Origin of the sequence: Streptomyces sp. NBC_00080, from assembly GCF_045041255.1 — a bacterium.
Lineage (GTDB): Bacteria > Actinomycetota > Actinomycetes > Streptomycetales > Streptomycetaceae > Streptomyces > Streptomyces coriariae.
Genome location: NZ_CP108235.1, coordinates 5549315 through 5573826, shown reverse-complemented (window position 1 = coordinate 5573826; position 24512 = coordinate 5549315). Strand labels below are relative to the sequence as shown.

The window sequence follows — 24512 nt, the reverse complement described above, 5'->3', positions numbered from 1 at the left end:
GCCCTCCCGCGAACCCGACTGCGGACAGGGGGGCTATCCCCAGTGCGGCGGGCGTTCCCGCTGCCTAGCCTGGTCGGCATGACGGGATGGGAGACCACCATGGAAGCGCGCGACACGGACCTGAAAAAGGAACTCGACGCCACCCTCGCGACCCGCAGGGAACTGGGCGAGGAGTACGAGTCCGCGCTGGTGGACTCGTTCCTGGAGAAGGTCGACCAGCGCATCGACGGCGCGGTGGAGCGCCGGGTGCGGCGGCAGTTCGCGGAGCAGCAGATGGTGGCGGCCCGGGACGCCCGCTCGCCCAGGGCGACGGACTCGTGGGGCGAGCGCTTCGGCTTCGGCATCGTCTCGCTGGTGCTGGCGATCCCGTTGTCCGCGATCGGCGCGGGCACCGCGCACCTGCCGGGCCTGATCGTCTCCTGGGTGGGCATCGTCGGCGTCAACGTGGTCCAGGCCGCCCGCTCCCACCCCGGCCTCTTCGGCATTCGGCGCGGCTCCTCGAAGGGCGGCGACTGGGAGGAGTGACCCGGGCCGGGGCCGGGGAGCGGGGTTCACGCCTGGCGGGTCGGCAGCACCATGATCTGCCGCAGGTTGACGTGCCGGGGGCGGCTGGTGGCGTAGGCGACGACGTCGGCGAGCTCGGCCGCGGACAGCCCGCCGATGGCGTCGAACATGCCGTCCAGCTGCCCGGCCAGCTCGTCGTTGTCGAGGTGCGTCGCCAGCTCGGTCTCCGTCAGCCCCGGCTCCACGTTGGTGACCCGCACGTCCCGCGGCCCGAGTTCGACGCGCAGGGCCTGGGAGAGATACGTGACGGCCGCCTTGGTGGCGCCGTACACCCCGTAGTTCGGGAACGCGATGTGCGCGGCGATGGACGAGATGTTCACCAGATCCGCGGGCCGGCCCTCGGCGGCGGCGCCCACCAGGTCCCCGGTGAAGGCGCGGATCACCCGGAGCACTCCGGTGACGTTGGTGTCGAGCATCCGCCGCCACTCGTCGATCCGGCCGTCGTCGACGGGGTTCGGCAGCATGACTCCGGCGTTGTTGACGACCAGGTCGACGTTCCCGTAGGCCTCGCGGATCCTGGCGGCCGCCGCGTCCACCGACGCGTCGTCGGTGACGTCGGCGACGACGGCCAGGGCCTCGCCCCCGTCGGCGCGGATCTTCTCGACGACCGACTCCAGCCGGTCGCCGCGCCGGGCCAGCAGGGCGACCCGGGCACCCGAGGCGGCGAGCAGCACGGCGACGGCCTCACCGATACCGCTGGCGGCGCCGGTGACGACGGCGGTACGACCGGTCAGGCTCGTGTACGGGCTCCCGTACGGGTCGTGGTTCTGGTTCCCGTACCGGTTCTGGTTCTCGTGCGACATCCGTTGCTCCTGGGAAGGCGGGCCGGGGTGGTTCCCCGGCGGCACGCACCACCCTCGCCGTCCGCGTCCGCGCTACCCAGGGATGCGCTTTTCCTGGGTCTGCCAGTACCAGGTTCGCGGCCCGCCGCTCCCCTACCATCGAACGCATGGACGGGGATCTTGGGGACTTTCTGCGCTCGCGCCGCGCCCGCATCCAGCCGGAGGAGGTCGGACTGCCCTCGCACGGCCGCCGTCGGGTACCCGGGCTGCGACGCGAGGAGGTGGCGCAGCTGGCCGGAGTGAGCGTCGACTACTACATCCGCCTGGAACAGGGCAGGGGCCCCGGGGGCCCCTCCCGGACGAAGTCCGGGGGAGTCAGCGACGCGGTCCTGGACGCCGTGGGGCGCGTACTGCGCCTGGACGACACGGAGCACGCCTATCTGCGCGCCGTCGCCCGCCCCCGCAGGCCGGCCGGGCGACCGGCCGCGCCCCGGGTCCGCGCGGGCGTCCGGTTGCTGCTCGACAGCATGGAGCGCACGCCGGCCTTCGTGCTCGACCAGCGGATGGACGTGCTGGCGTGGAACACGCTCGCCGACGCGGTCTTCGGCTACAGCCGCACCGGGCCGGAGGGCCGCAGCATCCCGCGGCACGTCTTCCTCGACCCCGGCTCCCACGACTTCTACCCGGAGTGGTCCGCGGTGGCCGTCCAGTGCGTCGCGCATCTGCGGATGCTGGCCGGCCACCACCAGGACGACCGCCGGCTGACCGCGCTCGTCGGGGAGCTCTCGCTGAAGAGCGACGACTTCCGCCGGCTGTGGGCCGATCATCCGGTCCGGGAGTGCGCGTACGGGGTCAAGCGGATCCAGCACCCGGTGGCGGGCCTGCTGACCTTCCCGTACGAGACCCTGGCGGTCTCGGCGGACCCGGACCAGTCCCTGCTGGTCTACACCCCGGAGGCGGGCTCCGAGACGGAGGAGCGGCTGCGGCTCCTGGGCAGCTGGCGGGTGACGCCGGTCCAGGCGTCGCCCTAGTCCGGACCTGCGGCGGACACGACTCGGGGCCTGTCCGGTGGACAGGCCCCGAGTCGACCCAAGCTTGCGCGGGGACCGCCGCACCCCCGTTACCGGGGGGCGGGACGACGGCGGTCCCCGCGAGGGACGCGGGCCGGGTCAGGCCGGGCTTTCGCGTCCGTGGCGTCGGTGGAGGTCCGGGAGCCGCTCCGGAGGTCCGTGACGCCGTTTTGGTGCCGGTGGGGCGGGGAGCCGCTCCCGCCCTGCCGACACCCATAAATATGCCGGACGCGTGTTAACCGAGTGCTGCGCGGACGTGACACCCTCGTACCACTTCCGCGAAGTCCACCACTTCGGTAGGCAAACGGAAGTTCAGCGCCCGAGGGGGCCGTTCACCGGAGGTTTCCCCGAGGTTTCGGCCCTTGCCCCCCGAAAGTCACTTCCCGCCCTTGGCCAGGAAGGCCAGCAGGTCCTGGCGGCTGACGACACCGGTGGGCTTGCCCTCGACGAGGACGATCGCCGCGTCCGCGGTGCCGAGCACGGACATCAGGTCGCCGACCGGCTCACCGGAGCCGACCTGCGGCAGCGGGGCGGACATGTGCTTCTCCAGCGGGTCGTCGAGGGAGGCCCGCTGGGTGAACAGCGCGTCCAGCAGCTCCCGCTCCACGACCGAGCCGACGACCTCGGCGGCCATGACGTCCGGGTGACCGGCGCCCGGCTTCACGATCGGCATCTGGGAGACGCCGTACTCGCGCAGCACCTCGATGGCCTGGCCGACGGTCTCGTCCGGGTGCATGTGGACGAGGGACGGGATGGCGCCGTGCACCTTGTCGTTGAGGACGTCGGCGACACGCGCGCTGGGACCCTCGTCCTCGAGGAAGCCGTAGTCGGCCATCCACTCGTCGTTGAAGATCTTCGAGAGGTACCCGCGACCGCTGTCGGGCAGCAGGACGACCACGACGTCGTCCGGGCCGAGCCGCTCGGCGACGCGCAGGGCGGCCACGACGGCCATCCCGCAGGAGCCGCCGACGAGCAGCCCCTCCTCCTTCGCGAGCCGCCGGGTCATCTGGAAGGAGTCCTTGTCGGACACCGGGACGATCTCGTCGGCGACGGTCCGGTCGTACGCGGTCGGCCAGAAGTCCTCACCGACGCCCTCGACGAGATACGGCCGCCCGGACCCGCCGGAGTACACGGAGCCCTCGGGGTCGGCGCCGACGACCTGGACCCGGCCCTCGCTGGCGTCCTTCAGGTAGCGCCCGGTCCCGGAGATGGTGCCGCCGGTGCCGACGCCGGCGACGAAGTGGGTGATCCGCCCCTCCGTCTGCTCCCACAGCTCAGGGCCGGTGGAGTGGTAGTGGGAGAGCGGGTTGTTCGCGTTGGAGTACTGGTCCGGCTTCCACGCACCCGGCGTCTCCCGCACCAGCCGGTCGGAGACGTTGTAGTAGGAGTCCGGGTGCTCGGGGTCCACGGCGGTGGGGCACACGACGACCTCGGCGCCGTACGCCCGCAACACGTTGATCTTGTCGGTGCTCACCTTGTCGGGGCACACGAAGATGCACTTGTACCCCTTCTGCTGCGCCACGATGGCCAGCCCGACCCCGGTGTTTCCGCTGGTCGGCTCGACGATCGTGCCGCCGGGCAGGAGCTCCCCGCTCTTCTCCGCCGCCTCGATCATGCGCAGGGCGATGCGGTCCTTCACGGAACCGCCCGGGTTGAAGTACTCCACCTTGGCCAGGACGGTCGCCTGGATGCCCTTGGTCACGCTGTTGAGCTTCACCAGCGGGGTGTTGCCGACGAGGCTGATCATCGAGTCGTGGAATTGCACCGTTGTCTCCGGTTGCTTGCAAAAACAGTGGTCGTAGTGGTTACGCCAGGGTACGGCCCGGGCGGTGGCCGGGTCGGCACGTTCACTCCCGGTTGAGATTGGGCGACGGTCCGTACGGGGCAAGGAGTGGGTGTACGGACACGAGGAGGTGGCGTCGAGGCATGACGAGCATGTCGAGGGCGAGAGTGGCCCGGCGCATCGCGGCCGGCGCGGCCTACGGCGGCGGCGGCATCGGACTGGCCGGGGCGGCGGCCGTGGGGCTGGTAGTGGCGGAGGTGCATCTGGCGCGGCGCCACGTGAACAACGGGACGCATCCGCACGTCCCGCAGGCCGAAGGCCGCTACGGCCTCGCCTACGACGTGCCCGGACCCGGCAAGGAACCCCTGCGCCTGACGATGCTGGGCGATTCCACGGCGGCGGGCCAGGGCGTGCACCGCTCCGGGCAGACCCCGGGCGCACTGCTGGCCTCGGGCCTGGCGGCGGTCGCCGAACGGCCCGTGGAGCTGCGCAACGTGGCGCTCCCGGGCGCGCAGTCCGACGATCTCGACCGCCAGGTCGCGCTGGTCCTGTCGGACTCCGACCAGGTGCCCGACGTCTGCGTGATCATGATCGGCGCGAACGACGTGACCCATCGGATGCCGGCCACCCGATCGGTCCGCCATCTGTCCTCGGCGGTACGGCGGCTGCGCACGGCCGGCGCCGAGGTCGTCGTCGGCACCTGCCCCGACCTGGGCACGATCGAGCCGGTCCAGCAGCCGCTGCGCTGGCTGGCCCGCCGGGCCTCACGCCAACTGGCGGCCGCCCAGACGATCGGCGCCGTGGAGCAGGGCGGCCGCACGGTCTCCCTGGGCGACCTGCTGGGCCCCGAGTTCGAGGCCAACCCGCGCGAGCTGTTCGGCCCCGACCACTACCACCCCTCGGCGGAGGGGTACGCGACGGCGGCGATGGCGATCCTCCCCACGGTCTGTGCGGCCCTCGGCCTCTGGCCGGCGGAGGAGGAACGCCCGGACGTCTCCCGCCGCGAGGGTTTCCTGCCGGTGGCCCGGGCAGCGGCGGAGGCGGCCTCGGAGGCCGGCACGGAAGTCACCGCGGCGATGCCGACCGGCCCTCGGGGTCCCTGGGCTCTGCTGAAGCGCCGCAAGCGGCGGCGGGTCTCGGAAACGGAACCCGCGTCCCCTGCCAGCCCGTCCGGCGTTTGAGGACGAGGCCCTTCAGGGCCGACGGGTTCCGGGGGCACAGCCCTCAGGGGCCGGCGCGTGGACCCACCAGCACATTCCCCGCCCACCGCCGAAGGCCCAAGCAAGCGCTTAGTAAATTGCGGTCAGGGTCACACCGCGACACCAGTGACCCAGCCCATACGTACGGGTAACTTCCCAGACAGCCGTGCCCGTAAGAACACCCTCGCCAATGGAGCCGTGATGCCCGAAGCCGTCATCGTCTCGACCGCCCGCTCACCCATCGGCCGCGCTTTCAAGGGCTCCCTGAAGGACCTGCGCCCGGACGACCTCACCGCCACGATCATCCAGGCGGCCCTCGCCAAGGTCCCCGAGCTGGACCCGAGGGACATCGACGACCTGATGCTCGGCTGCGGCCTGCCCGGCGGCGAGCAGGGCAACAACCTCGGCCGCATCGTGGCGGTGCAGATGGGGATGGACCACCTCCCCGGCTGCACGATCACCCGTTACTGTTCCTCGTCCCTCCAGACCAGCCGGATGGCCCTGCACGCCATCAAGGCCGGCGAGGGCGACGTCTTCATCTCGGCCGGCGTCGAGACGGTCTCCCGGTTCGCCAAGGGCAACTCCGACAGCCTGCCCGACACGCGCAACCCGCTCTTCGCCGAGGCCGAGGCCCGCACCGCGGCCGTCGCCGCGCAGGAGGGCACCTCCTGGCACGACCCGCGCGAGGACGGCCTCGTCCCGGACGCGTACATCGCGATGGGCCAGACCGCCGAGAACCTCGCCCGCCTCAAGGGCGTCACCCGCCAGGACATGGACGAGTTCGGCGTCCGCTCGCAGAACCTCGCCGAGGAAGCCATCAAGAACGGCTTCTGGGAGCGGGAGATCACCCCGGTGACGCTCCCCGACGGCACGGTCGTCAGCAAGGACGACGGCCCGCGCGCCGGCGTCACGCTGGAGGGCGTCCAGGGCCTGAAGCCGGTCTTCCGCCCCGACGGCATGGTCACCGCCGCCAACTGCTGCCCGCTGAACGACGGCGCCGCCGCGGTCGTCGTCATGAGCGACACCAAGGCCCGCGAGCTCGGCCTCACCCCGCTCGCCCGCATCGTGTCGACCGGCGTCTCCGGCCTGTCGCCCGAGATCATGGGCCTCGGCCCGGTCGAGGCGAGCAACCAGGCGCTGCGCCGGGCCGGTCTCACCATCGGCGACATCGACCTGGTCGAGATCAACGAGGCGTTCGCCGCCCAGGTGATCCCCTCCTACCGCGAGCTCGGCATCGACCTGGACAAGCTGAACGTCAACGGCGGCGCCATCGCCGTCGGCCACCCCTTCGGCATGACGGGCGCCCGCATCACCGGCACGCTCATCAACTCCCTCCAGTTCCACGACAAGCAGTTCGGTCTGGAGACGATGTGCGTCGGCGGCGGCCAGGGCATGGCCATGGTCATCGAGCGCCTGAGCTGATCGCCCGGACGCGGGCCCCCGAGAGGGCCCCTGCGTAACCGTGTCGGCACCTGCGGTGACGGATCAGCCCGGAGTCCGGAAAGCCCCTGGACTCCGGGCTGTTTTGTGATCCAATCTCCCCCAGGATGTGACCTATCTCCCTCCCCGGAGGGATTTACGCAGCTCAGCGCCTTTCGGCACCAAACCCCAGGCCCAAAGTCCTGCCCGTTTCGTGACGTTACGCACTGACAGTTGGATAGTCCACCCTTCAAGCTGATGTAGGAAGTCGGGGGTCGACTTTGAACCGGGAGTACGTCAGTGAGCGCCATGCCGATCGCCTTGCTGGTCACCACGGCCGCCACGGGCGCCGTGGGCGTCGCCGTCCTGCGCACCCTCTTGCAGTTGCGCCGGCAGGTCGCCGCCCTGCACGCCCAGCTCGCCAAGGACGCCAGGAACGCCGAGGAGACCGCCGCCGAACTGCGCGGCTTCGTCCCGGCCGCCCGCGGTACCGCCGACGCGGCTGAGATACGCGCCGCCGTCGCCGACGCGCTGGCGGAGGAACGCGAGCGGGAGCTGGCCGAGGCCCGTGCCTTCTGGGCCGCGCAGGAGGCCCGTGACGCCTCCGACGCGCCCACCCTGCTGGGCCTCCCGGACAGCGAGCTGTTCCTGCCCCGTCAGGCCGACTTCGTGGGCCTGGAGCCCCTGGAGTCGGTGAGCGAGCCGACCGCGGACGCCGACGAGTTCGCCGGGGACTCCGCCGAACTGGCCGCGGCCCGCCGCCGTCACCCGTCCCACCCCGACTTCGTGCCGGTCCAGTCACCGGTCGTGAACGACCACGAGCGCACGGTGGCGACGCTGGAGGAACTGGCCGCGTCGCAGATCGAACTGACCGACGTCCGCCCGGGTCCGCTCGGCACCCTCGACGTCTACGTCTTCGCCGACGGCACCACCCTGTGCATGACCCCGGGCCACCGCGAGACGGCGGAGCGCCTGGCCGCGGCCCTCACCGCGGGCGAGACGCCGTTCCTGCTGGGCGGGTCGGGCATCTCGGGCGCATACACCCTGACGTTCCAGTGCGGGCCGGAGAACGTCTACATCCTGGCCGACCGGGTCATAGCGAGCCTGTGAGGCTCACACGCCCGCCCGCTTCTGCGCCTGCGCCACCAACTCCAGAGCTTCCCGCAGCTGGCCCTCGTCCGTGAGTACGAGGGCCAAGTCGTGCGCGGCGACGGTGATTTGATCGGCGGCGGCGAACATCCCGGCGTCCGGCATCTCGCGCGGCAGCGCTCCGGGCTCCTCGATGAGCTGCGCGCGCCGGACCAACTCTCTTGCCAGCGCCAGCGCCTCCGTGGCCGCGCCTCTCTGGAGCCGGCTCTGCGAAGCGGCGCGCAGACGATCGGCGAAGTGGTCCACCGCACGGGTCAGGGACGTCGTATCAGCCACGCCGCGAGACTACGCGTCGCACCGGCACTGTTGCCAACGGGCGAACACTCAGGCACGGTGACCTGAAGGACCGGCTTACATCCCCTTTGCTACCGGAGGCGCCGATGTCCCATGTCCTCTCCGAGGAGACCCACCGCAACATACTGGCCCGCATCCCCCATTGCACCGGTCGTGAGGTCGCCGACTGGCTGCGCACCGTCGACGAAGGCCCCGCTCTCCGCTTCGAGGAGAAGGTCAGCTGGCTGCGCGCCGAGCACAACCTCGCGTACGGCCACGCCAAGGCGATCATCCACGAGTACGACCTGAGGAGGGCCGCGCGCAAACTCCTCTAGCGCGCACGCGACACACCACCCTACGGACACGGAGAAGGGCCCCGGGATCGGATCCTGGGGCCCTTCTCACTGTCTGGGTGGATCAGTCGCTGTTGAGGATCGAGAGGAGTCGCAGGAACTCCATGTAGATCCACACCAGCGTCAGCGTGAGGCCGAAGGCGGCGAGCCAGGCCTCCTCGCGCGGGGCGCCGTACGCGATGCCGTCCTCGACCTGCTTGAAGTCGAGGGCGAGGAAGCAGGCGCCGAGCAGGATGCCGATGACACCGAACACGATGCCGAGCGGACCGCTGCGGAAGCCGAGCCCGTCGCCGCCGCCGAAGACGGTGAACAGCAGGTTCACGGCCATCAGCAGGACGAAGCCGAGCGCGGCGGCCATCACGAAGCCGTAGAAGCGGCGGTTGACGCGGATCCAGCCCGCCTTGTACGCCACGAGCACACCGGCGAAGACCGCCATGGTGCCCATCACCGCCTGGGCGACGACGCCGTCCGCGATGTACGTGGAGACCGCGCTGGAGATCACGCCGAGGAAGACGCCCTCGAGGGCGGCGTACGACAGGATCAGCGCGGGGGCCGCGCGGCGCTTGAACGACTGGATCAGGGCCAGCACCATGGCGACCAGACCGGCGCCGATGGCGATGCCGTACGACTTGCCGATGTTGGCCTCGTCGACGGGCAGCAGCACCCAGGACAGCACCGCGGTGACGACCACGGTGCCGAGCGTGGTCGCGGTGCGCGCGACGACGTCGTCCATGGTCATCCGGCCGGTGGCGGCCGGGGCCTGCGGCGGGGCGCCGTACTGAAGGTCCTGCTGGGCGTAAGGGTTCTGCGCGTACGGGTTGCCGGCCTGCTGGGCGTAGGGGTTGCCCTGCTGCGTGCCGACTGCGGGTCCCCCGGCCTGCGGCGCGGCGTTGAAGCCCGCGTAGCCGTTGTCGCGGCTGAACCCCCGTCGCGAGAAGACCGGGTTTCTGCTCCTCATTGCACTCCTCCGTGGCCACACTGCGCGGCCTTGAGCTCAAGGGTAATGGGTAGGCAAAGGATTGACCCTAGTGCTTGGGGAGGATCTTTCCCTCTTCCTGCTGGCCAACACGCTACGTGGCGTCGTGATTCCCGGCACAGGAGGGCCGTATTCATGACCAAGCCGCGACATGGCCGGTACCGGGCGGAGACCGGCCGGGCCCGGAGGGGCCCCCGACGGGACCCGCTGTCCGATCACCCGAACGGGAACCCGGTGTACGCCTCGGCCAGGTCGGTCTCGGCGGCGCGGGAGGAGGCGATCCGCTCCAGCCGGGCCAGCTGGAGACGGTCCTCGAAGGGGGTGGCGTCGGGGGCGCGGTGCAGGAGGGTGGTCATGTCGTACGAGAACCGCTCGGCCTGCCACACGCGCCGCAGACAGGTCTCGGAGTAGGCGTCCAGGGCAGCGGTGGACCCGGTCTCCCTGCGGTGCGTCAGCGCCCGCGCGAAGGTGACGACGTCCCCGACGGCGAGGTTCAGTCCCTTCGCCCCGGTGGGCGGCACGATGTGGGCCGCGTCCCCGGCGAGGAAGAGCCTGCCGTGCCGCATGGGCTCGTGCACGTAGGAGCGCATGGGGGTGACCGACTTCTGGGTGATCGCCCCGCGCGCCAGTTTCCAGTCGTCGTCGGTCTCGAAGCGGCGCTCCAGCTCGTCCCAGATCTCCTCGTCCCCCCACGCCTGCGCGTCCGTGCCCTCGGGCACCTGGAGGTAGAGGCGGGAGACGGACGGGGAGCGCATGGACAGCAGCGCGAAGCCGCGGTCGTGGCGGGCGTAGACGAGCTCGTCGTGCGAGGGCGGCACGTCGGCGAGGATGCCGAGCCAGCCGAAGGGGTACGTCCGCTCGAAGACACGGGTCGACGCGGCCGGGATCGCCTGCCGGGCGACGCCCCAGAAGCCGTCGCAGCCCACGACGTAGTCACACTCGAGGACGTCCTCGACGCCCTCGTGGCGGAAGCGGATCCGCGGGTGGTCGGTGCCGGCGTCCTCGACGGCCAGCGCCTCCGCCTCGAACAGCAGCGGGCCGCCGTCCGCGAGCTGGAGCGCGATGAGGTCCTTGCACACCTCGGTCTGCGCGTAGACCATCACCGACCGGCCGCCGGTGAGGGCGGGGAAGTCGACCCGGTGACGCTGCCTGGCGAACCGCAGCTCTATGCCGTCGTGGCGCAGCCCCACGCGGTCCATGCGCTCCCCGGCGCCGGCCGCGCGCAGCACGTCCACCGTGCCCTGCTCCAGGATCCCGGCGCGCTGGCGCTGCTCGACGTAGGCCCGGTCGCGGCTCTCCAGCACGACGGAGTCGATGCCGGCGTTGTGCAGCAGACGGGCGAGGAGGAGGCCGGCGGGGCCGGCGCCGACGATGCCGACGGTGGTGCGCATCGGGCGTTTCCCTTCACTGTTCGCACAGTGAAGTTTTCTTCACTGTATTGGGACGTGAGTCTGCGCTCCTGTTCACCGGGTGTCAACGGTCGGAACGCCGAGAGGCATGGCGAGGCGTGGGCGACGAAGGGGGCCGACCGCCGCGGCGGTCAATGCCTCAATGGAGGATGCAGCGATCGCCGAGACGTCGGAAGTGCCCAGAGCCGGACTTGAACCGGCACGCCCGCGAAGGGGCAGCGAGGTTTAAGCTCGCCGTGTCTGCATTCCACCATCTGGGCAGGCCTGACGGCTCCGTTGGAGCTTCCGACCCTATCGGGATCCGTCCCTCGAACAGCGGAACAGCGGACCGATGTTGTCTTATTTTATTGACGTCTGAGGGTGCATCAGCACCTGGAACTCGCCATCTGCACTTGCCAGTAGCCTCGCGCGTGGCAACCGCTTGCGTACGCGGAATGACGGAATTTCACCGTCCGAACGAGGTTGCTCCACCGGTTCTTGACGACCGGGCCCTCAGGGACGGGCGTCATCCCCAGGTATGACACGGCGGTCCGCCGTCCGACCCGAGTCTGCCCTCGGAACCGGAACAGCGGGTGACTACACGGCCGTCGGCGGCCAGGACGATGGTTCACGTCCCCAAGACTTGCCGTCGTCCCGTCAGGAGCCACGCCCGTGACCACCAGCCCCCTCGCCGAACGGACCACCGCCGTGGCCGCACGCGCCACGGACCTGTCGAAGATCTACGGACAGGGCGAGACCCAGGTGGTCGCTCTGGACCGGGTCTCGGTCGACTTCCGGCAGGCCGAGTTCACCGCGATCATGGGGCCGTCCGGCTCCGGCAAGTCCACGCTGATGCACTGCGTGGCGGGCCTCGACAGCTTCTCCTCCGGCTCGGTGCGCATCGGTGACACCGAGCTCGGCGCGCTGAAGGACAAACAGCTCACCAAGTTGCGCCGGGACAAGATCGGGTTCATCTTCCAGGCGTTCAACCTGCTGCCGACGCTGACGGCGATCGAGAACATCACGCTCCCGATGGACATCGCGGGGCGCAAGCCGGACAAGGAGTGGCTGGAAAAGGTCATCCAGATGGTGGGGCTCGCCGACCGGCTGAGCCACCGGCCCTCTCAGCTCTCCGGCGGTCAGCAGCAGCGGGTCGCCGTCGCCCGCGCCCTCGCCTCCCGGCCCGACATCATCTTCGGTGACGAGCCGACCGGAAACCTCGACTCGCGTTCGGGCGCCGAGGTGCTGGGCTTCCTGCGCAACTCGGTGCGGGAGCTGGGGCAGACGGTGGTCATGGTGACCCACGACCCGGTGGCGGCGGCCTACGCGGACCGGGTGATCTTCCTGGCGGACGGGCGGATCGTCGACGAGGTGTACGGCCCGACGGCCGACTCGGTGCTCGACCGGATGAAGCAGTTCGACGCCAAGGGCCGCACCAGCTGATCCCCCACCGGGACCGACCGCTCGCCGACGAGCAGGACTGAGAAGAACCCATGTTCCGTACCGCCTTGCGCAACGTACTCGCGCACAAGGCCCGGCTCCTGATGACCGTGCTCGCCGTGATGCTCGGCGTGGCCTTCGTGTCGGGGACCCTGGTCTTCACCAACACCCTTTCCGGCGCCCTCCAGAAGAGCTCCGCCAAGGGCTTCGACCAGGTCGACGTCGCCGTCACCGCCGAGGCCCAGGCCGACGTCGGCGACCGCATCGTCAAGACGCCCGAGCTGACCCAGGCGCTGCTGGAGCAGAGCGCGAAGGTGCCGGGCGCCGCGTCCGCCATCGGCGTCGTCAACGGCTTCACCGCCATCGCCGACAAGGACGGCAAGCTCGTCGGCGGCGGCTTCCAGTCGCAGGGCGGCAACTACTGGGGTGCCAAGGACGCCCGGTACCCGCTCACCGGCGGGCACGCGCCGAGCGGCGCCGACGAGGTCGTCATCGACTCCCGGACGGCCGAGCGGGCCGGGTACAAGGTCGGCGACACCGTACGCATCTCCGTCGACGGCCCCGTCCTCACCCCGAAGATCACCGGCATCTTCACCACGGACGACGGCAACGTCGCGGCCGGCGGCAGCCTCGCCCTGTTCGACACGGCGACCGCGCAGACCCTCTTCGGCAAGACCGGCACCTACGACGAGATCGACGTCCGGGCCGCCGACGGGACCTCGCAGAGCGCCCTGAAGTCCGCCTTGGACAGCGCCCTGCCCAAGGACCGGGTCGAGACCGTCACCGGCAAGCAACTCGCGGACGACCAGGCGGAGATGATCGCCGCCTCGATGAGCGGGATGAAGCAGGGACTGCTGGTCTTCGCCGGGATCGCGCTGTTCGTCGGCACCTTCATCATCGCCAACACCTTCACCATGCTGGTCGCCCAGCGCACCAAGGAACTCGCCCTGATGCGGGCCGTCGGCGCCTCCCGCCGGCAGGTCACGCGGTCGGTGCTGATCGAGGCGTTCGTCGTCGGCACGGTCGCCGGGGTGACCGGCCTGATCGCCGGTGTCGGCATCGGGGCCGGGCTGCGCTCCCTGCTGGGGACGCTCGGGGCGACCGTCCCCGACGGACCGCTCGTCGTCTCGGGCGGCACGGTCGCCGCCGCCCTCGTCGTCGGCGTCGTCATCACCATGCTGGCGGCCTGGCTGCCCGGCCGCCGGGCCGCGAAGATCCCGCCGGTCGCCGCGATGAGCAGTGTGCACGCCACCGCGAGCACCAAGTCGCTGGTGCTGCGCAACACGCTGGGCGCGCTGTTCTCGGCGGCGGGAGTCGCCGTGGTCCTGGCCGCGACGACGATGAGCGGCTCGGACGGCCAGGCCCCGATGGGTCTCGGCGCGGTCCTGCTCATCATCGGCGTCTTCATCCTGACGCCGCTGCTGTCCCGTCCGCTGATAGGGGCCGCCGCGCCCGTCCTGCGGATCTTCGGGGTGTCCGGCAAGCTGGCCCGGCAGAACTCGGTGCGCAACCCGCGCCGTACGGCGGCCACGGCCTCCGCGCTGATGATCGGTCTGACCCTGATCACCGGTATGACGGTGATGGCGGGCAGCCTGCAGAAGTCCATCGACAAGATGGCGTCCTCCGCGATCCGGGCCGACTACGTCGTGTCGATGGCGAACGGCAACGAACTCTCGGCCGACATCGACGAGAAGCTGAAGGCCACCGACGGGGTCACCGCCACCAGCCCGATGCGCAACGCGCCCGGCCGGATCGACGGCACGACCGAGTACCTCACCGGCGTCACCGGCTCCACCATCGGCGGGCTGACCGACCTCAAGGTCGACGACGGCTCCTTCAAGGTGGGCGGCGGGCAGGTCGTCGTCGACGACGCCACCGCCGAGTCCCACGGCTGGAAGGCCGGCTCGTCCTTCACGGTGAACTACGAGGACGGCAAGAAGCAGCAGCTGACGGTCTCCGGGGTCTACGAGGGCAACGAGCTGATCGAGGGCATCCTGCTGGACAACGCCGCCCTCACCCCGCACCTGGCCGAGCCGGCCGACATGCGGGTCATGGTCAAGACGTCCGGCGGTACCTCGGACGCCACGAAGGACCGGCTGGAGAAGGCCCTCGGCGCCAACCCGGCCATCAAGGTCCAGAGCAAGCAGGACCTCTCCGACGAGGTCGCGAAGATGTTCACGCTGATGCTGAACATGCTCTACGGGCTGCTCGCGATGGCCGTGATCGTCGCGGTCCTCGGCGTCATCAACACCCTCGCGATGTCGGTCTTCGAGCGGTCCCAGGAGATCGGCATGCTGCGGGCCATCGGCCTGGACCGGCGCTCGGTCAAGCGGATGGTCCGGCTGGAGTCCCTGGTGATCTCGCTCTTCGGCGGGGTGCTCGGCATCGGCCTGGGCGTGTTCTTCGGCTGGGCCGCCGGTGAGCTGCTCGGCACCCGCATGGCGACGTACGAACTGGTCGTGCCGTGGGCCCGGATGGCCGTGTTCCTGCTGCTGGCCGCCGGGGTGGGCATCCTGGCCGCGCTGTGGCCGGCCCGGCGGGCGTCGCGCCTGAACATGCTGGCCGCGATCAAGTCCGAGTAGGGCAGAACCGGTTCGGGGCCCCGTCGCGTGCTGCGGCGGGGCCCCTCGTGCGTCGGACGGCCGTCAGTTCCAGGTGCGGGCGCGCAGCGGCATCCCGGAGTCGCCCGACCCGGGGGTCCGCACGGCCAGGACCTGGTTGACGCCGATCTGGTTGCGTTCGAAGGCGACGGCGGAGGCGGCCATGTAGAGCCGCCAGACCCGGGCCCGACCGGGGTTGGTCAGGTGGACGGCCCGGTCCCAGCCGGCCTCCAGCCGGGCGACCCAGCGGCGCAGGGTGAGGGCGTAGTGCTCGCGGATCGACTCGACGTCACGGACCTCGAAGCCCGCGCGTTCGAGCTGGCCGACCGTGGTGCCGACGGGGGCGAGCTCACCGTCCGGGAAGACATAGGCGTCGATGAACGCGTCCACGCCGTACGCCGACTCGTCGCGCTGCGGACGGCGGGCGATCTGGTGGTTGAGCAGCCTGCCGCCGGGCCGGAGCAGCGCGAACAGGACCTGCGCGTACTCCAGGTACTTCTCGGAGCCGACGTGTTCCGCCATCCCGATGGAGGAGACCGCGTCGAACGGCCCGTCGGTGACGTCCCGGTAGTCCTGGACGCGGATCTCGACCTTGTCGGTGAGCCCGGCGTCGGCGACGCGCTTGCGGGCGAACGTCGCCTGCTCCTGGGAGAGGGTGATCCCGACGACGGTCGCGCCGTGCTCGCGGGCCGCGTGGATGGCGAGGGAGCCCCAGCCGCAGCCGACGTCCAGCAGCCGCGACCCCGCTCTCAGGTCCAGCTTGCGGCAGACGAGTTCGAGTTTGTCGCGCTGGGCGAGTTCGAGGGTGCTGTCCCCGGACTCCCAGTAGGCGCACGAATAGACCATGGACGGGCCGAGGACGAGCGCGTAGAAGTCGTTGCCGACGTCGTAGTGGTGGCTGATGGCGCGTCGGTCGGTGCGCCGGGTGTGGAGGTGCCCGGCCCGGCGGACCTCTTCACGCGGCGGGGCGGGCGGCAGCGGCGGTCCGGCGAGTTTCAGCAGGCCGCGCACCGCCGCACGGAAGTCCGGGTCGCGCAGCGCCCGGCCGAGCGTACGGGCATCCTCGCCGCGCTGCCAGATCAGGCCGGACAGCAGATCGAGAGCGGTGTACAGGTCCCCCTCGACAGCCAGGTCGCCGGACACCCAGGCGCGGGCGAGGCCGAGTTCACCGGGCTTGAAGAGGAGCCGGCGCAGGGCCCGGCGATTGCGTACCACCAGGGTCGGCGCGTCAGGCGGGCCCGCCTGCGAACCGTCCCAGGCGCGGACGCGCACCGGGAAGGGGGCTCCCAGCAACTGCTCGACGAGGGCATGGAGCCGCGGCGCGACGTCAGCCATGATGCACACCTCCGTGACGGGTGATCCCGCAATGTCCTGACACCACGTAAACACGGAAGAGCGCGCCGTCCAGTCCCGCGCGGCCGTCACGGCTCGGCAAAATACATGCACAGGGCACGCGTCACCGTCGGCACTCGGCGCGGGGCCCCGGCACGGGCTCAGGCACGGTGCACGCCGAAGGGGCCGTCCGCACCACGGATGGCGGACGGCCCCTTCGGGGGTGTTTCGGTGACCGTCGGCCCGGAGGCCGGAGGTCGGGTGACCTGAGGTCGGGTGACCGAAGCCGGGTGACCGGAGGTCGGGTGACCGACAGTCAGGAGGCCTTGGCCTTCTCGTTCTCGGTCTTCTCGGCGGCCGGCTTCGCGGCGACCGGCGCCGGCTTCGCGGCCTCGTAGAACTCCTCGCGCGGGGACTCCAGCGCACCCAGCGCCACGACCTCGCGCTTGAGGAACATGCCGAGCGTCCAGTCGGCGAAGACACGGATCTTGCGGTTCCACGTCGGCATCGCCATGCCGTGGTAGCCGCGGTGCATGTACCAGGCGAGGCGGCCCTTGACCTTGATCTTCATCTTGCCCATGACGATCATCGCGACGCCCTTGTGGAGGCCGAGGCCCGCCACCGCACCCTTGTTGGAGTGCGAGTACTCCTTCTGCGGGAAGCCCCGCATACCGGAGATCACGTTGTCGCCGAGGACCTTGGCCTGCCGCAGCGCGTGCTGCGCGTTCGGCGGGCACCAGGCGTTCTCGACGCCGGCCTTGCGGGCGGCCACGTCCGGGACCTGGGCGTTGTCGCCGGCGGCCCAGATGTAGTCGGTGCCCTGGACCTGGAGGGTCGGGGCCGTGTCGACGTGACCGCGGGGGCCCAGCGGCAGGCCGTAACGGGCCAGCACCGGGTTGGGCTTGACGCCGGCCGTCCACACGATGGTGTTGGAGTCGACCTCGAGGCCGTTCTTCAGCACCACGTGGCCGTCGACGCAGGAGTCCATGGAGGTGGAGAGGTAGATCTCCACACCGCGGCCCTCGAGGTGCTCCTTGCCGTACTGGCCCAGCTTGGGGCCGACCTCGGGAAGGATCTTGTCGGCGGCGTCGACGAGGATGAAGCGCATGTCCTCGCGGGACACCGTCTTGTAGTACTTGGCCGCGTCCCGGGCCAGGTCCTCGACCTCACCGATGGTCTCCGCACCGGCGAAACCGCCGCCGATGAAGACGAAGGTGAGCGCCTTGCGGCGGATCTCCTCGTCGGTCGTGGAGTCGGCCTTGTCGAGCTGCTCGAGGACGTGGTTGCGCAGGCCGATGGCCTCCTCGACACCCTTCATACCGATGCCCTGTTCGGCGAGGCCGGGGATCGGGAAGGTGCGGGAGACCGCGCCGAGCGCGATCACCAGGTAGTCGAAGGGCAGCTCGTACGCCTCGCCGACCAGCGGCGCGATCGTGGCGACCTTGCGGTCCTGGTCGATGGTGGTGACCCGGCCGGTGAGGACCTCCGCCTTGGGCAGCACGCGTCGCAGCGGGACGACGACGTGGCGCGGGGAGATGTTGCCGGCGGCGGTTTCGGGGAGGAAGGGCTGGTAGGTCATGTACGACCGGGGGTCGACGACCGTGACGGTCGCCTCGCCGTAGCGCATCTTCTTCATGATGCGCCGAGCTGCGTACAGGCCTACGTACCCACCGCCTACTACGAGGATCCTGGGACGCTCCGTGGTGCTCATGCCATCGAGTATCCACCCGCTCGAGGGGGGTCGCTCGTGCGCCCCTTCACAAGCTTCCCGGGGGTGTGTGCTATCCTCCGCGGCCCGCGTGATCCACGTCATGGCGCGGAGCGGGAACCAGCGTGTAGGGCATGGCGTTGTCAATGCCGCGTGAGCTGCCTCTCCGGGCTCGGAAGGGCTCCGTGAGGGCCGCCGGAGACACCCTCCCCAGACCTCCGCGATACGTCCGCGCGCGCCTCTTTTGAACACGTTCACAGGGGTGTTGGGCCCCCGGAAGGGTCAACGGAGACGCCTCTGTCCTCCGACAGGGCCGAATTCCTTGTGAAGAACTTCACGAACTTTCCCGAGGGGGTGCCTCCGGAACGCGTCCGAGGGGCCACGAAGGGCCCCTCGGGTCTGCTCATACGCGCATCCTGCCTGCTCAGCAGAGTGCAAGTAGCGGGTCCGCCGGGCTCACGCGATCGACCAGGCGATGCCGTCGAGGATGTCGTGCTCGCTCACGACGACCTCCTGCGCGCCGATCCGCTCCATGATCGCCAGCAGGACGAGCGCGCCCGCCGCGATCACGTCCACCCGGCCCGGGTGCATCGCCTGATGCGCCGCGCGCTGTTCGTGGGTGGCCCGGAGAAGGTCGTCGCTGATGCTCCGGACCCGGTCGAGACCGATCCGCGCATGGTGGATCTTCGTGGAGTCGTACGCGTCCAGCCCCAGCGCGATCGCCGCGACCGTCGTCACCGAGCCGGCCAGGCCGACCAGGGTGTGCGCCTCGCGCAGCGGGACCGTCCGCTCGGCGAGGTCGAGGGCGGCCTCGATGTCGGCGCGCATCGCGGCGATCTGCCCGGCGGTGGGCGGGTCGGTGACCTTCCCGTCCACGACCAGGTGCCGCTCCGTCATCCGTACGCAGCCCACGTCGACGGAGCGCGCGGCACGCACCCGGTCGTCGCCGACCACGAACTCGGTCGAGCCGCCGCCGATGTCCACCACCAGGAACGGCTTGGCCAGGTCCGCACGCCCGTCGAGTTCCCTCGTGGCGCCGGTGAAGGAGAACTCGGCCTCCTGGTCGCCCGTGATGACCTCGGGCTCGACGCCGAGGATGTCCAGCACCCCGCGCACGAACTCGTCCCGGTTCTCCGCGTCCCGGGAGGCGGAGGTGGCGACGAAGCGCAGCCGCTGCGCGCCGTACTCCTTGATGGCGGCCGCGTACTCCCGGCAGGCCGCGAAGGTCCGCTCCAGCGCCTCGGGGGCGAGCCGTCCGGTGCGGTCGACGCCCTGGCCGAGGCGGACGATCGTCATCCGGCGGTCCAGGTCGACCAGCTCGCCGGTCTCCGGGTCGGCGTCGGCGACGAGGAGGCGGATCGAGTTCGTACCGCAGTCGACGGCGGCGACCCGGGTCACCGGGCGGCCGCCGTCGCGTCGTCCCGCTCGACCGGCGCCACGCACGTGCCCTTGCGCCACCACTGCGGGAGCATCTCCAGCGCCTCGTCGCCGAGGGGGTTCACGCCCGGGCCGGCCGCCAGGGAGTGCGCGACGAGCACGTGCAGGCACTTCACCCGGTCCGGCATGCCGCCCGCGCTGGGGAAGTTCTTCAGTTCCTCAATCTCGTCCCGGCGCCGGATGTAGTCCTCGTGCGCGGCACGGTAGGCGGCGGCCAGCTCCGGGTCGGCCTGGAGCCGCTCCGTCATCTCCTTCATCACGCCGTTCGCCTCGAGCGTGCCGATGGCCGAGTTGGCCTTCGGGCACGTCAGGTAGTACAGCGTCGGGAAGGGTGTGCCGTCGGGCAGGCGGGGGGCCGTCTCGACGACGTCCGGCTCACCGCACGGGCAGCGGTGCGCGATCGCGCGCAGTCCGCGCGGCGGCCGTCCGAGCTGCTGCTTGAAGGCCTCGACGTCCGCGTCGGTGGGCTCGGTGCGCGGGGTGGTCGGCGGGGGCGTTTCCATGCCTGTCTTTCTATCGGTTCTGGCCGGCGGCTCCGGCCACCGGCTCTGAGTACCGGCTCCGACTGCCGGTTCCGGCTGCCGGTTGCGGCCGCCGGTCGGTTCACTGGTCGGAGGCGTCGGACTTGTCGACGCCGTCCCAGACGTTCGCGTACCAGGGGCGGTCGGCCGCCCCGAGGTCGGCGCGGGACTGCCTGGCCGCGTCCGGATCGATCACGACGAAACCGGTCTCCCCCGGCAGCACGTAGTGCAGGCGCTGCCGGATCTGCTGCTCGGCGTAGGCGTCGTCCTGCCAGCGCGCCTTGAGGTCGCGCAGCTGCTCGACGCGTTCGCTGGCCTGCCGCTTCTCGCGCTCCAGATCGGCGATCTCGGCGCGCTGCGAGACGTACTGGCGCATCGGATAGGCCAGGGCCACGATCAGCGTGCACAGGACGAGCGCGAGGAGCGCGGCGCGGCCGGTGAGCCGGGAGCGGCGGGCCTGGCGCTTGGTCTGGGAGCGGTAGACCCGGGCCGCGGTCTGCTCGCCGAGCAGCTTGATCCTGGTCGCGGTGGAGAAACGGTCCCGGTCCTTCACGGCCACTGCTTCCCGCCTCCCGTCTCACACGTACGTACGTCCCCGCACACGGTACGGGACCGGTACGGGGACGTACGTACGACTGGCGGAGCCTTGACCCGGTTAGGTCGGGCGGCGTCGGCCCTTGCTGTGCCCTGGGTCCGCGGAGCGGACGTGCGGGAAGGTTCAGCCCTTGAAGCGCGGGAAGGCGGAGCGGCCGGCGTACACCGCGGCGTCGTCGAGGATCTCCTCGATGCGCAGCAGCTGGTTGTACTTGGCGACGCGGTCCGAGCGGGCCGGGGCGCCGGTCTTGATCTGACCGCAGTTCACCGCGACCGCGAGGTCGGCGATGGTGACGTCCTCGGTCTCGCCGGAACGGTGGGACATCATGCACTTGAAGCCGTTGCGCTGGGCCATCTCGACGGCGTCCAGGGTCTCGGTCAGCGAACCGATCTGGTTGACCTTGACGAGCAGGGCGTTGGCGGAGCCCTCCTCGATGCCGCGGGCCAGACGCTCGGGGTTGGTGACGAAGAGGTCGTCGCCGACGATCTGGACCTTGTCGCCCAGCTTGTCGGTGATGACCTTCCAGCCGGCCCAGTCGTCCTCGTACAGCGGGTCCTCGATGGAGACGAGCGGGTACGCGGAGACGAGCTCCTCGTAGTACTCGGTCATCTCGGCGGCCGAGCGGGACTTGCCCTCGAACTCGTACTTGCCGTCCTTGTAGAACTCGGACGCGGCGACGTCGAGCGCGAGCGCGATCTGCTCGCCGGGGACGTAACCGGCCTGCTTGATGGCCTCGATGATGAGGTCGAGCGCGGCGCGGTTGGACTCCAGGTTCGGGGCGAAGCCGCCCTCGTCGCCGAGGCCGGTGGACAGGCCCTTGGTCTTCAGCACCTTCTTGAGGGTGTGGTAGACCTCGGCACCCCAGCGCAGGGCCTCGGAGAAGGACTCCGCGCCGATCGGGGCGATCATGAACTCCTGGATGTCCACGTTGGAGTCGGCGTGCGAGCCGCCGTTCAGGATGTTCATCATCGGCACCGGCAGCAGGTGCGCGTTGGGGCCGCCCAGGTAGCGGAACAGCGGCAGGTCGCTGGCCTCGGAGGCGGCGTGCGCGACGGCGAGCGAGACGCCGAGGATGGCGTTGGCGCCGAGCGAGCCCTTGTTGTCGGTGGCGTCCAGGTCGAACATGGCCTGGTCGATCAGGCGCTGCTCGGTGGCGTCGTAGCCGACGAGCTCCGGGCCGATCTGCTCGATGACGGCGAGGACGGCCTTCTCGACACCCTTGCCGAGATAGCGGTTGGGGTCACCGTCGCGGAGCTCGATGGCCTCGAAGGCACCGGTGGAGGCGCCGGACGGAACGGCGGCACGACCCGTGCTGCCGTCGTCGAGGCCGACCTCGACCTCGACCGTGGGGTTGCCTCGGGAGTCCAGGATTTCCCGGGCTACGACGACGTCGATGGACGGCACGAGCATCTCCTTCTTGGGATGTGACGCTGGTTGTGCGGGGCCCGGGGGCCTTGATGAGCCCTTGCTGAGCCTTGCGACTAGAGCCTAACCGCCCCGGGACCGTCGGCAGTCGACCGACCGTCCCGTGGACAGACAGACGGTACCTATTGTTTCCGCCCGGAACAAAGGGGGTGGCCGAGAAAAGCCGACAGGAAGTGACGAACGGGCAAAGAGAAACCCCGCTCCGGTGCGTACGGGGGAACACGCACCGGAGCGGGGGGCCCGTGGGGACGGGGGGTGACCCTCACGAGGTCTTCAGTGTGCCGACCTCGCATATGAGGGCGCTGTGGCTTCTCTGGGGGCCAGGTGTCACTTCAGGTGGAGCTGCTGGCCCGGGTAGATCAGGTCGGCGTCGGTGACGATGTCCTTGTTCAGCTCGAACAGCTTCGCCCAGCCGCCCTTGACCTTGTGCTTCTCGGCGATGGAGCTGAGGGTGTCGCCCTTGACGACCTTGTACTCGCCGTCACCCTTCTTGACCTTCTTGCCGGTCGGGGTGGTGACCGTCTTGGAGGCGGCCGGGCGGTCGGTCGAGCGGGAGGCGCTCTGCTCCTCGGTCGAGCGGCTGCTGGTGCTGCCGCTGTTCGACGAGCCGGAGGAGCTGGACGAGCCGGAGGAGCTGGACGAGCCGGCGCTCGAGCCGTTGTAGGCGGCGCCGGACAGGCCGGTGCCGCAGACCGGCCAGGCACCCTTGCCCTGACCCGCGAGGACCTTCTCGCCGATGGCTATCTGCTGGGACTTGGAGGCCTGGTCGGCGGTGGAGGCGTAGGCGGTGCCGCCGTACGCGGCCCAGGTGGACGCCGAGAACTGCAGACCGCCGTAGTAGCCGTTGCCGGTGTTGATGGACCAGTTGCCGCCGGCCTCGCACTGGGCGACCGCGTCCCACTCGGAGGCGGTGGCGGCGGAGGCGTTGCCGGCCGCCAGCAGCGGGGCGGCGATGGCGACGCCGGTGACGCCGGCGAGCGTGGCGACGCGGGTCGCCTTGGAGGGACGGCGGTGCTTGCCCTTGGCGGAAAACAGCATGGTGGATCCCCTCACCGACGCCTGCGAGGTGAGCTGTCGGGTTCGGGCCGTGTGAGTTGCCCGGCCACCTCCTCGCCCGTCGGAGCGCTGCTCCGTGGGAGGTGTGGCTTCACCCCTAGCCGTTCCGGTCAACCGACCGGTCCGGCACTTACCTTGGGTCCCCCGCTCCTGCCTACGGCGCTTGACGCGACGACTGTTCCCGGGTCGTCGCTGGCAGGATTCGGCGTTGCGACGGCCGGGGCTCGGGTTGCCGAGCGGCCTCGACCGTAGACACGCGATCGGTGGAATTTCAAAGACGATCAGGGCTTCTGAGACTCATCCCACACTTTCACCAAACCGGACATTCGGCGCGAAGCGTGACGCGAACTCCCGCTGTTTTTCTTGGGCTTTGCGCCCTATTCCACCCCTGTGTCGAGGGTCTGACCGGCGGCGATGGCGCTCGGGTCAACACCGATGAGGTCCCTGTTCTCGGCGTAGAGGGCACGCCATCCGCCGTCGATGCCAAGGGAGTCGGCGATGGATTCGAGGGAGTCGCCCTCCTGGACGACGTAGGTGGCCGCGGCATGCCGGCCCGCGGACGCGGCGGTGGTGCCGTCCACGCCGGCGTCGGTCGCGCTCCTGGTCGCGGCCTCGTCGGCGGTGGCGCCGCGATGCTTGCCCGAGCCGAGGGAGCCGGTGTCGACCAGGCTCCAAGAACCTTCATCCTGGACGTATTTGTCCGACTCGTCCGCACCCGGGGTCGCCGTGGGTGAGCCGGCGCCCGTCGAGCCGTCGCCCCGGCCACCGGAACCGCCGGACGTGCCGGAACCGTCCGTGGTGGCGGAGGAAGAGGACGAAGGGGATGAAGCGGACGCCGAAGGCGAACTGGAGGAATCGGCGGACGAGTCGGACGATCCGGCCGAGGAGTCCTCGTCGGTCGTGGAGCCCGAGGAGCCGGACAACCCCCGGGACAGGTCGGACAATCCGGAAGAACCAGATGAGTCGGACGAGCCGGAGGAGTCGTCCGCCACGCCGGTGTCCACGTTCAGCGCGCCGTTCTCCTGGGTGAGCCCGGAGGTCAGCCCGCAGGTGCCCCACGCGCCGATCCCCTCGGCCGCGAGCACCTTCTGCGCGACGGCGATCTGCTGGCTGCGGCTGGCCAGGTCGGGACTGGTCGCGTAGTCGAGGCCACCGTGCGCCTCCCAGTCCTTCTGGGTGAGGCTCAGGCCGCCGTACTCGCCGCCACCCTCGTCGGCGCTCCACGAGCCGCCGGTCTCGCACTGCGCCACCTTGTCCCACACCGTGCCGTCCGCCGCACTCGCGCCGGAGGCGGCGAGCAGCGGGATGGCGATGGCGGAGCCCGTCACTCCGGCCGCGACAAGGAGAGCCGGGGCCTGGCGGGGGCGACGGTGACGACCGTTCCCGGAGAGCATGCGAGGGGCCTTTCTCTGGACAGCACTGACCGGCGCGGCGGGTGAAAC

21 protein-coding genes, 1 tRNA gene and 1 riboswitch are annotated in these 24512 nt (G+C 70.6%); of the genes, 8 read left to right on the top strand and 14 right to left on the bottom strand.

The genetic code is table 11. From position 1 onward, the window contains the following. Positions 1-99 precede the first annotated feature (99 nt). Positions 100-525: a hypothetical protein gene (locus OHU34_RS25000; protein ID WP_200839921.1), complete on the top strand. Its 426-nt coding sequence runs from the start codon at positions 100-102 to the stop codon at positions 523-525. A 26-nt stretch (positions 526-551) separates the two neighbouring features. Here OHU34_RS25000 and OHU34_RS24995 read toward each other — a convergent pair whose 3' ends face one another. Next, the gene (locus OHU34_RS24995) at positions 552-1367 is read right to left on the bottom strand and encodes an SDR family oxidoreductase (RefSeq protein WP_405768387.1); all 816 of its coding nucleotides are present in this window, start codon (positions 1365-1367) and stop codon (positions 552-554) included. 146 nt (positions 1368-1513) lie between these two features. Here OHU34_RS24995 and OHU34_RS24990 point away from each other — a divergent pair, with 146 nt between their 5' ends. Next, the gene (locus tag OHU34_RS24990) at positions 1514-2377 is read left to right on the top strand and encodes a helix-turn-helix transcriptional regulator (RefSeq protein WP_142264667.1); all 864 of its coding nucleotides are present in this window, start codon (positions 1514-1516) and stop codon (positions 2375-2377) included. Positions 2378-2792: 415 nt separating this feature from the next. Here the strand turns inward: OHU34_RS24990 and OHU34_RS24985 are convergent, their stop codons facing one another. After that, entirely contained in the window at positions 2793-4181 is a 1389-nt protein-coding gene (locus tag OHU34_RS24985; protein WP_054244172.1) for a cystathionine beta-synthase, read from the bottom strand. Positions 4182-4342: 161 nt separating this feature from the next. Between OHU34_RS24985 and OHU34_RS24980 the strand changes: the two genes are divergently transcribed. The 3 genes from OHU34_RS24980 (at position 4343) to OHU34_RS24970 (ending at position 7927) form a co-directional block, all read left to right on the top strand. Continuing rightward, positions 4343-5380, top strand: a complete 1038-nt coding sequence (locus OHU34_RS24980; RefSeq protein WP_142264668.1) for an SGNH/GDSL hydrolase family protein — start codon at positions 4343-4345, stop codon at positions 5378-5380. 219 nt (positions 5381-5599) lie between these two features. After that, positions 5600-6820 (top strand): acetyl-CoA C-acetyltransferase, encoded by a 1221-nt coding sequence (locus OHU34_RS24975; protein WP_142264669.1) that lies wholly within the window; start codon positions 5600-5602, stop codon positions 6818-6820. A gap of 297 nt (positions 6821-7117) precedes the next feature. Further along, positions 7118-7927, top strand: a complete 810-nt coding sequence (locus OHU34_RS24970; RefSeq protein ID WP_142264670.1) for a hypothetical protein — start codon at positions 7118-7120, stop codon at positions 7925-7927. Positions 7928-7930: 3 nt separating this feature from the next. On the opposite strand, the gene OHU34_RS24965 is transcribed toward OHU34_RS24970, so the two are convergent. Further along, a complete protein-coding gene (locus tag OHU34_RS24965; RefSeq protein WP_230195519.1) occupies positions 7931-8242 on the bottom strand; it encodes a hypothetical protein in 312 nt (103 codons plus the stop codon). A 104-nt stretch (positions 8243-8346) separates the two neighbouring features. On the opposite strand from OHU34_RS24965, the gene OHU34_RS24960 reads away from it, so the two are divergent. Beyond that, positions 8347-8574 carry a DUF4287 domain-containing protein gene (locus tag OHU34_RS24960; protein WP_020128488.1) on the top strand — a complete coding sequence of 76 codons (228 nt, stop codon included), beginning with the start codon at positions 8347-8349 and terminating at the stop codon, positions 8572-8574. 82 nt (positions 8575-8656) lie between these two features. Here the strand turns inward: OHU34_RS24960 and OHU34_RS24955 are convergent, their stop codons facing one another. From OHU34_RS24955 to OHU34_RS24945, 3 genes are all read right to left on the bottom strand, one after another. Further along, positions 8657-9550, bottom strand: a complete 894-nt coding sequence (locus OHU34_RS24955; RefSeq protein ID WP_142264671.1) for a Bax inhibitor-1/YccA family protein — start codon at positions 9548-9550, stop codon at positions 8657-8659. Positions 9551-9783: 233 nt separating this feature from the next. Beyond that, a complete protein-coding gene (locus OHU34_RS24950) occupies positions 9784-10959 on the bottom strand; it encodes a 4-hydroxybenzoate 3-monooxygenase (protein ID WP_142264672.1) in 1176 nt (391 codons plus the stop codon). Between the two features lie 194 nt (positions 10960-11153). Then, a tRNA-Leu gene (locus OHU34_RS24945) sits at positions 11154-11237 on the bottom strand. 391 nt (positions 11238-11628) lie between these two features. On the opposite strand from OHU34_RS24945, the gene OHU34_RS24940 reads away from it, so the two are divergent. Continuing rightward, entirely contained in the window at positions 11629-12399 is a 771-nt protein-coding gene (locus OHU34_RS24940) for an ABC transporter ATP-binding protein (protein WP_142264673.1), read from the top strand. Positions 12400-12449: 50 nt separating this feature from the next. Next, a complete protein-coding gene (locus OHU34_RS24935; protein ID WP_142264674.1) occupies positions 12450-14978 on the top strand; it encodes an ABC transporter permease in 2529 nt (842 codons plus the stop codon). A gap of 63 nt (positions 14979-15041) precedes the next feature. Here the strand turns inward: OHU34_RS24935 and OHU34_RS24930 are convergent, their stop codons facing one another. The 8 genes from OHU34_RS24930 to OHU34_RS24895 form a co-directional block, all read right to left on the bottom strand. Further along, positions 15042-16331 carry a cyclopropane-fatty-acyl-phospholipid synthase family protein gene (locus tag OHU34_RS24930; protein WP_230195516.1) on the bottom strand — a complete coding sequence of 430 codons (1290 nt, stop codon included), beginning with the start codon at positions 16329-16331 and terminating at the stop codon, positions 15042-15044. A 313-nt stretch (positions 16332-16644) separates the two neighbouring features. Next, the gene (locus OHU34_RS24925; RefSeq protein WP_142264676.1) at positions 16645-18039 is read right to left on the bottom strand and encodes an NAD(P)/FAD-dependent oxidoreductase; all 1395 of its coding nucleotides are present in this window, start codon (positions 18037-18039) and stop codon (positions 16645-16647) included. 453 nt (positions 18040-18492) lie between these two features. Further along, a complete protein-coding gene (locus OHU34_RS24920) occupies positions 18493-19434 on the bottom strand; it encodes an exopolyphosphatase (RefSeq protein ID WP_405768379.1) in 942 nt (313 codons plus the stop codon). Beyond that, positions 19431-19976, bottom strand: coding sequence for a DUF501 domain-containing protein (locus tag OHU34_RS24915; protein ID WP_230195515.1), 546 nt, complete (start codon positions 19974-19976; stop codon positions 19431-19433). The genes OHU34_RS24920 and OHU34_RS24915 overlap by 4 nt, the downstream gene beginning before the upstream one ends. A 100-nt stretch (positions 19977-20076) precedes the next feature. Then, a complete protein-coding gene (locus tag OHU34_RS24910) occupies positions 20077-20553 on the bottom strand; it encodes a septum formation initiator family protein (protein WP_142264678.1) in 477 nt (158 codons plus the stop codon). Positions 20554-20712: 159 nt separating this feature from the next. Continuing rightward, positions 20713-21999, bottom strand: a complete 1287-nt coding sequence (eno, locus tag OHU34_RS24905; RefSeq protein ID WP_054244161.1) for a phosphopyruvate hydratase — start codon at positions 21997-21999, stop codon at positions 20713-20715. A gap of 342 nt (positions 22000-22341) precedes the next feature. Further along, positions 22342-23052, bottom strand: coding sequence for a transglycosylase family protein (locus OHU34_RS24900; RefSeq protein ID WP_405768375.1), 711 nt, complete (start codon positions 23050-23052; stop codon positions 22342-22344). 3 nt (positions 23053-23055) lie between these two features. Further along, positions 23056-23242, bottom strand: a riboswitch (cyclic di-AMP (ydaO/yuaA leader). Positions 23243-23447: 205 nt separating this feature from the next. Next, positions 23448-24464: a transglycosylase family protein gene (locus OHU34_RS24895; protein WP_142264680.1), complete on the bottom strand. Its 1017-nt coding sequence runs from the start codon at positions 24462-24464 to the stop codon at positions 23448-23450. Positions 24465-24512: the final 48 nt, after the last annotated feature.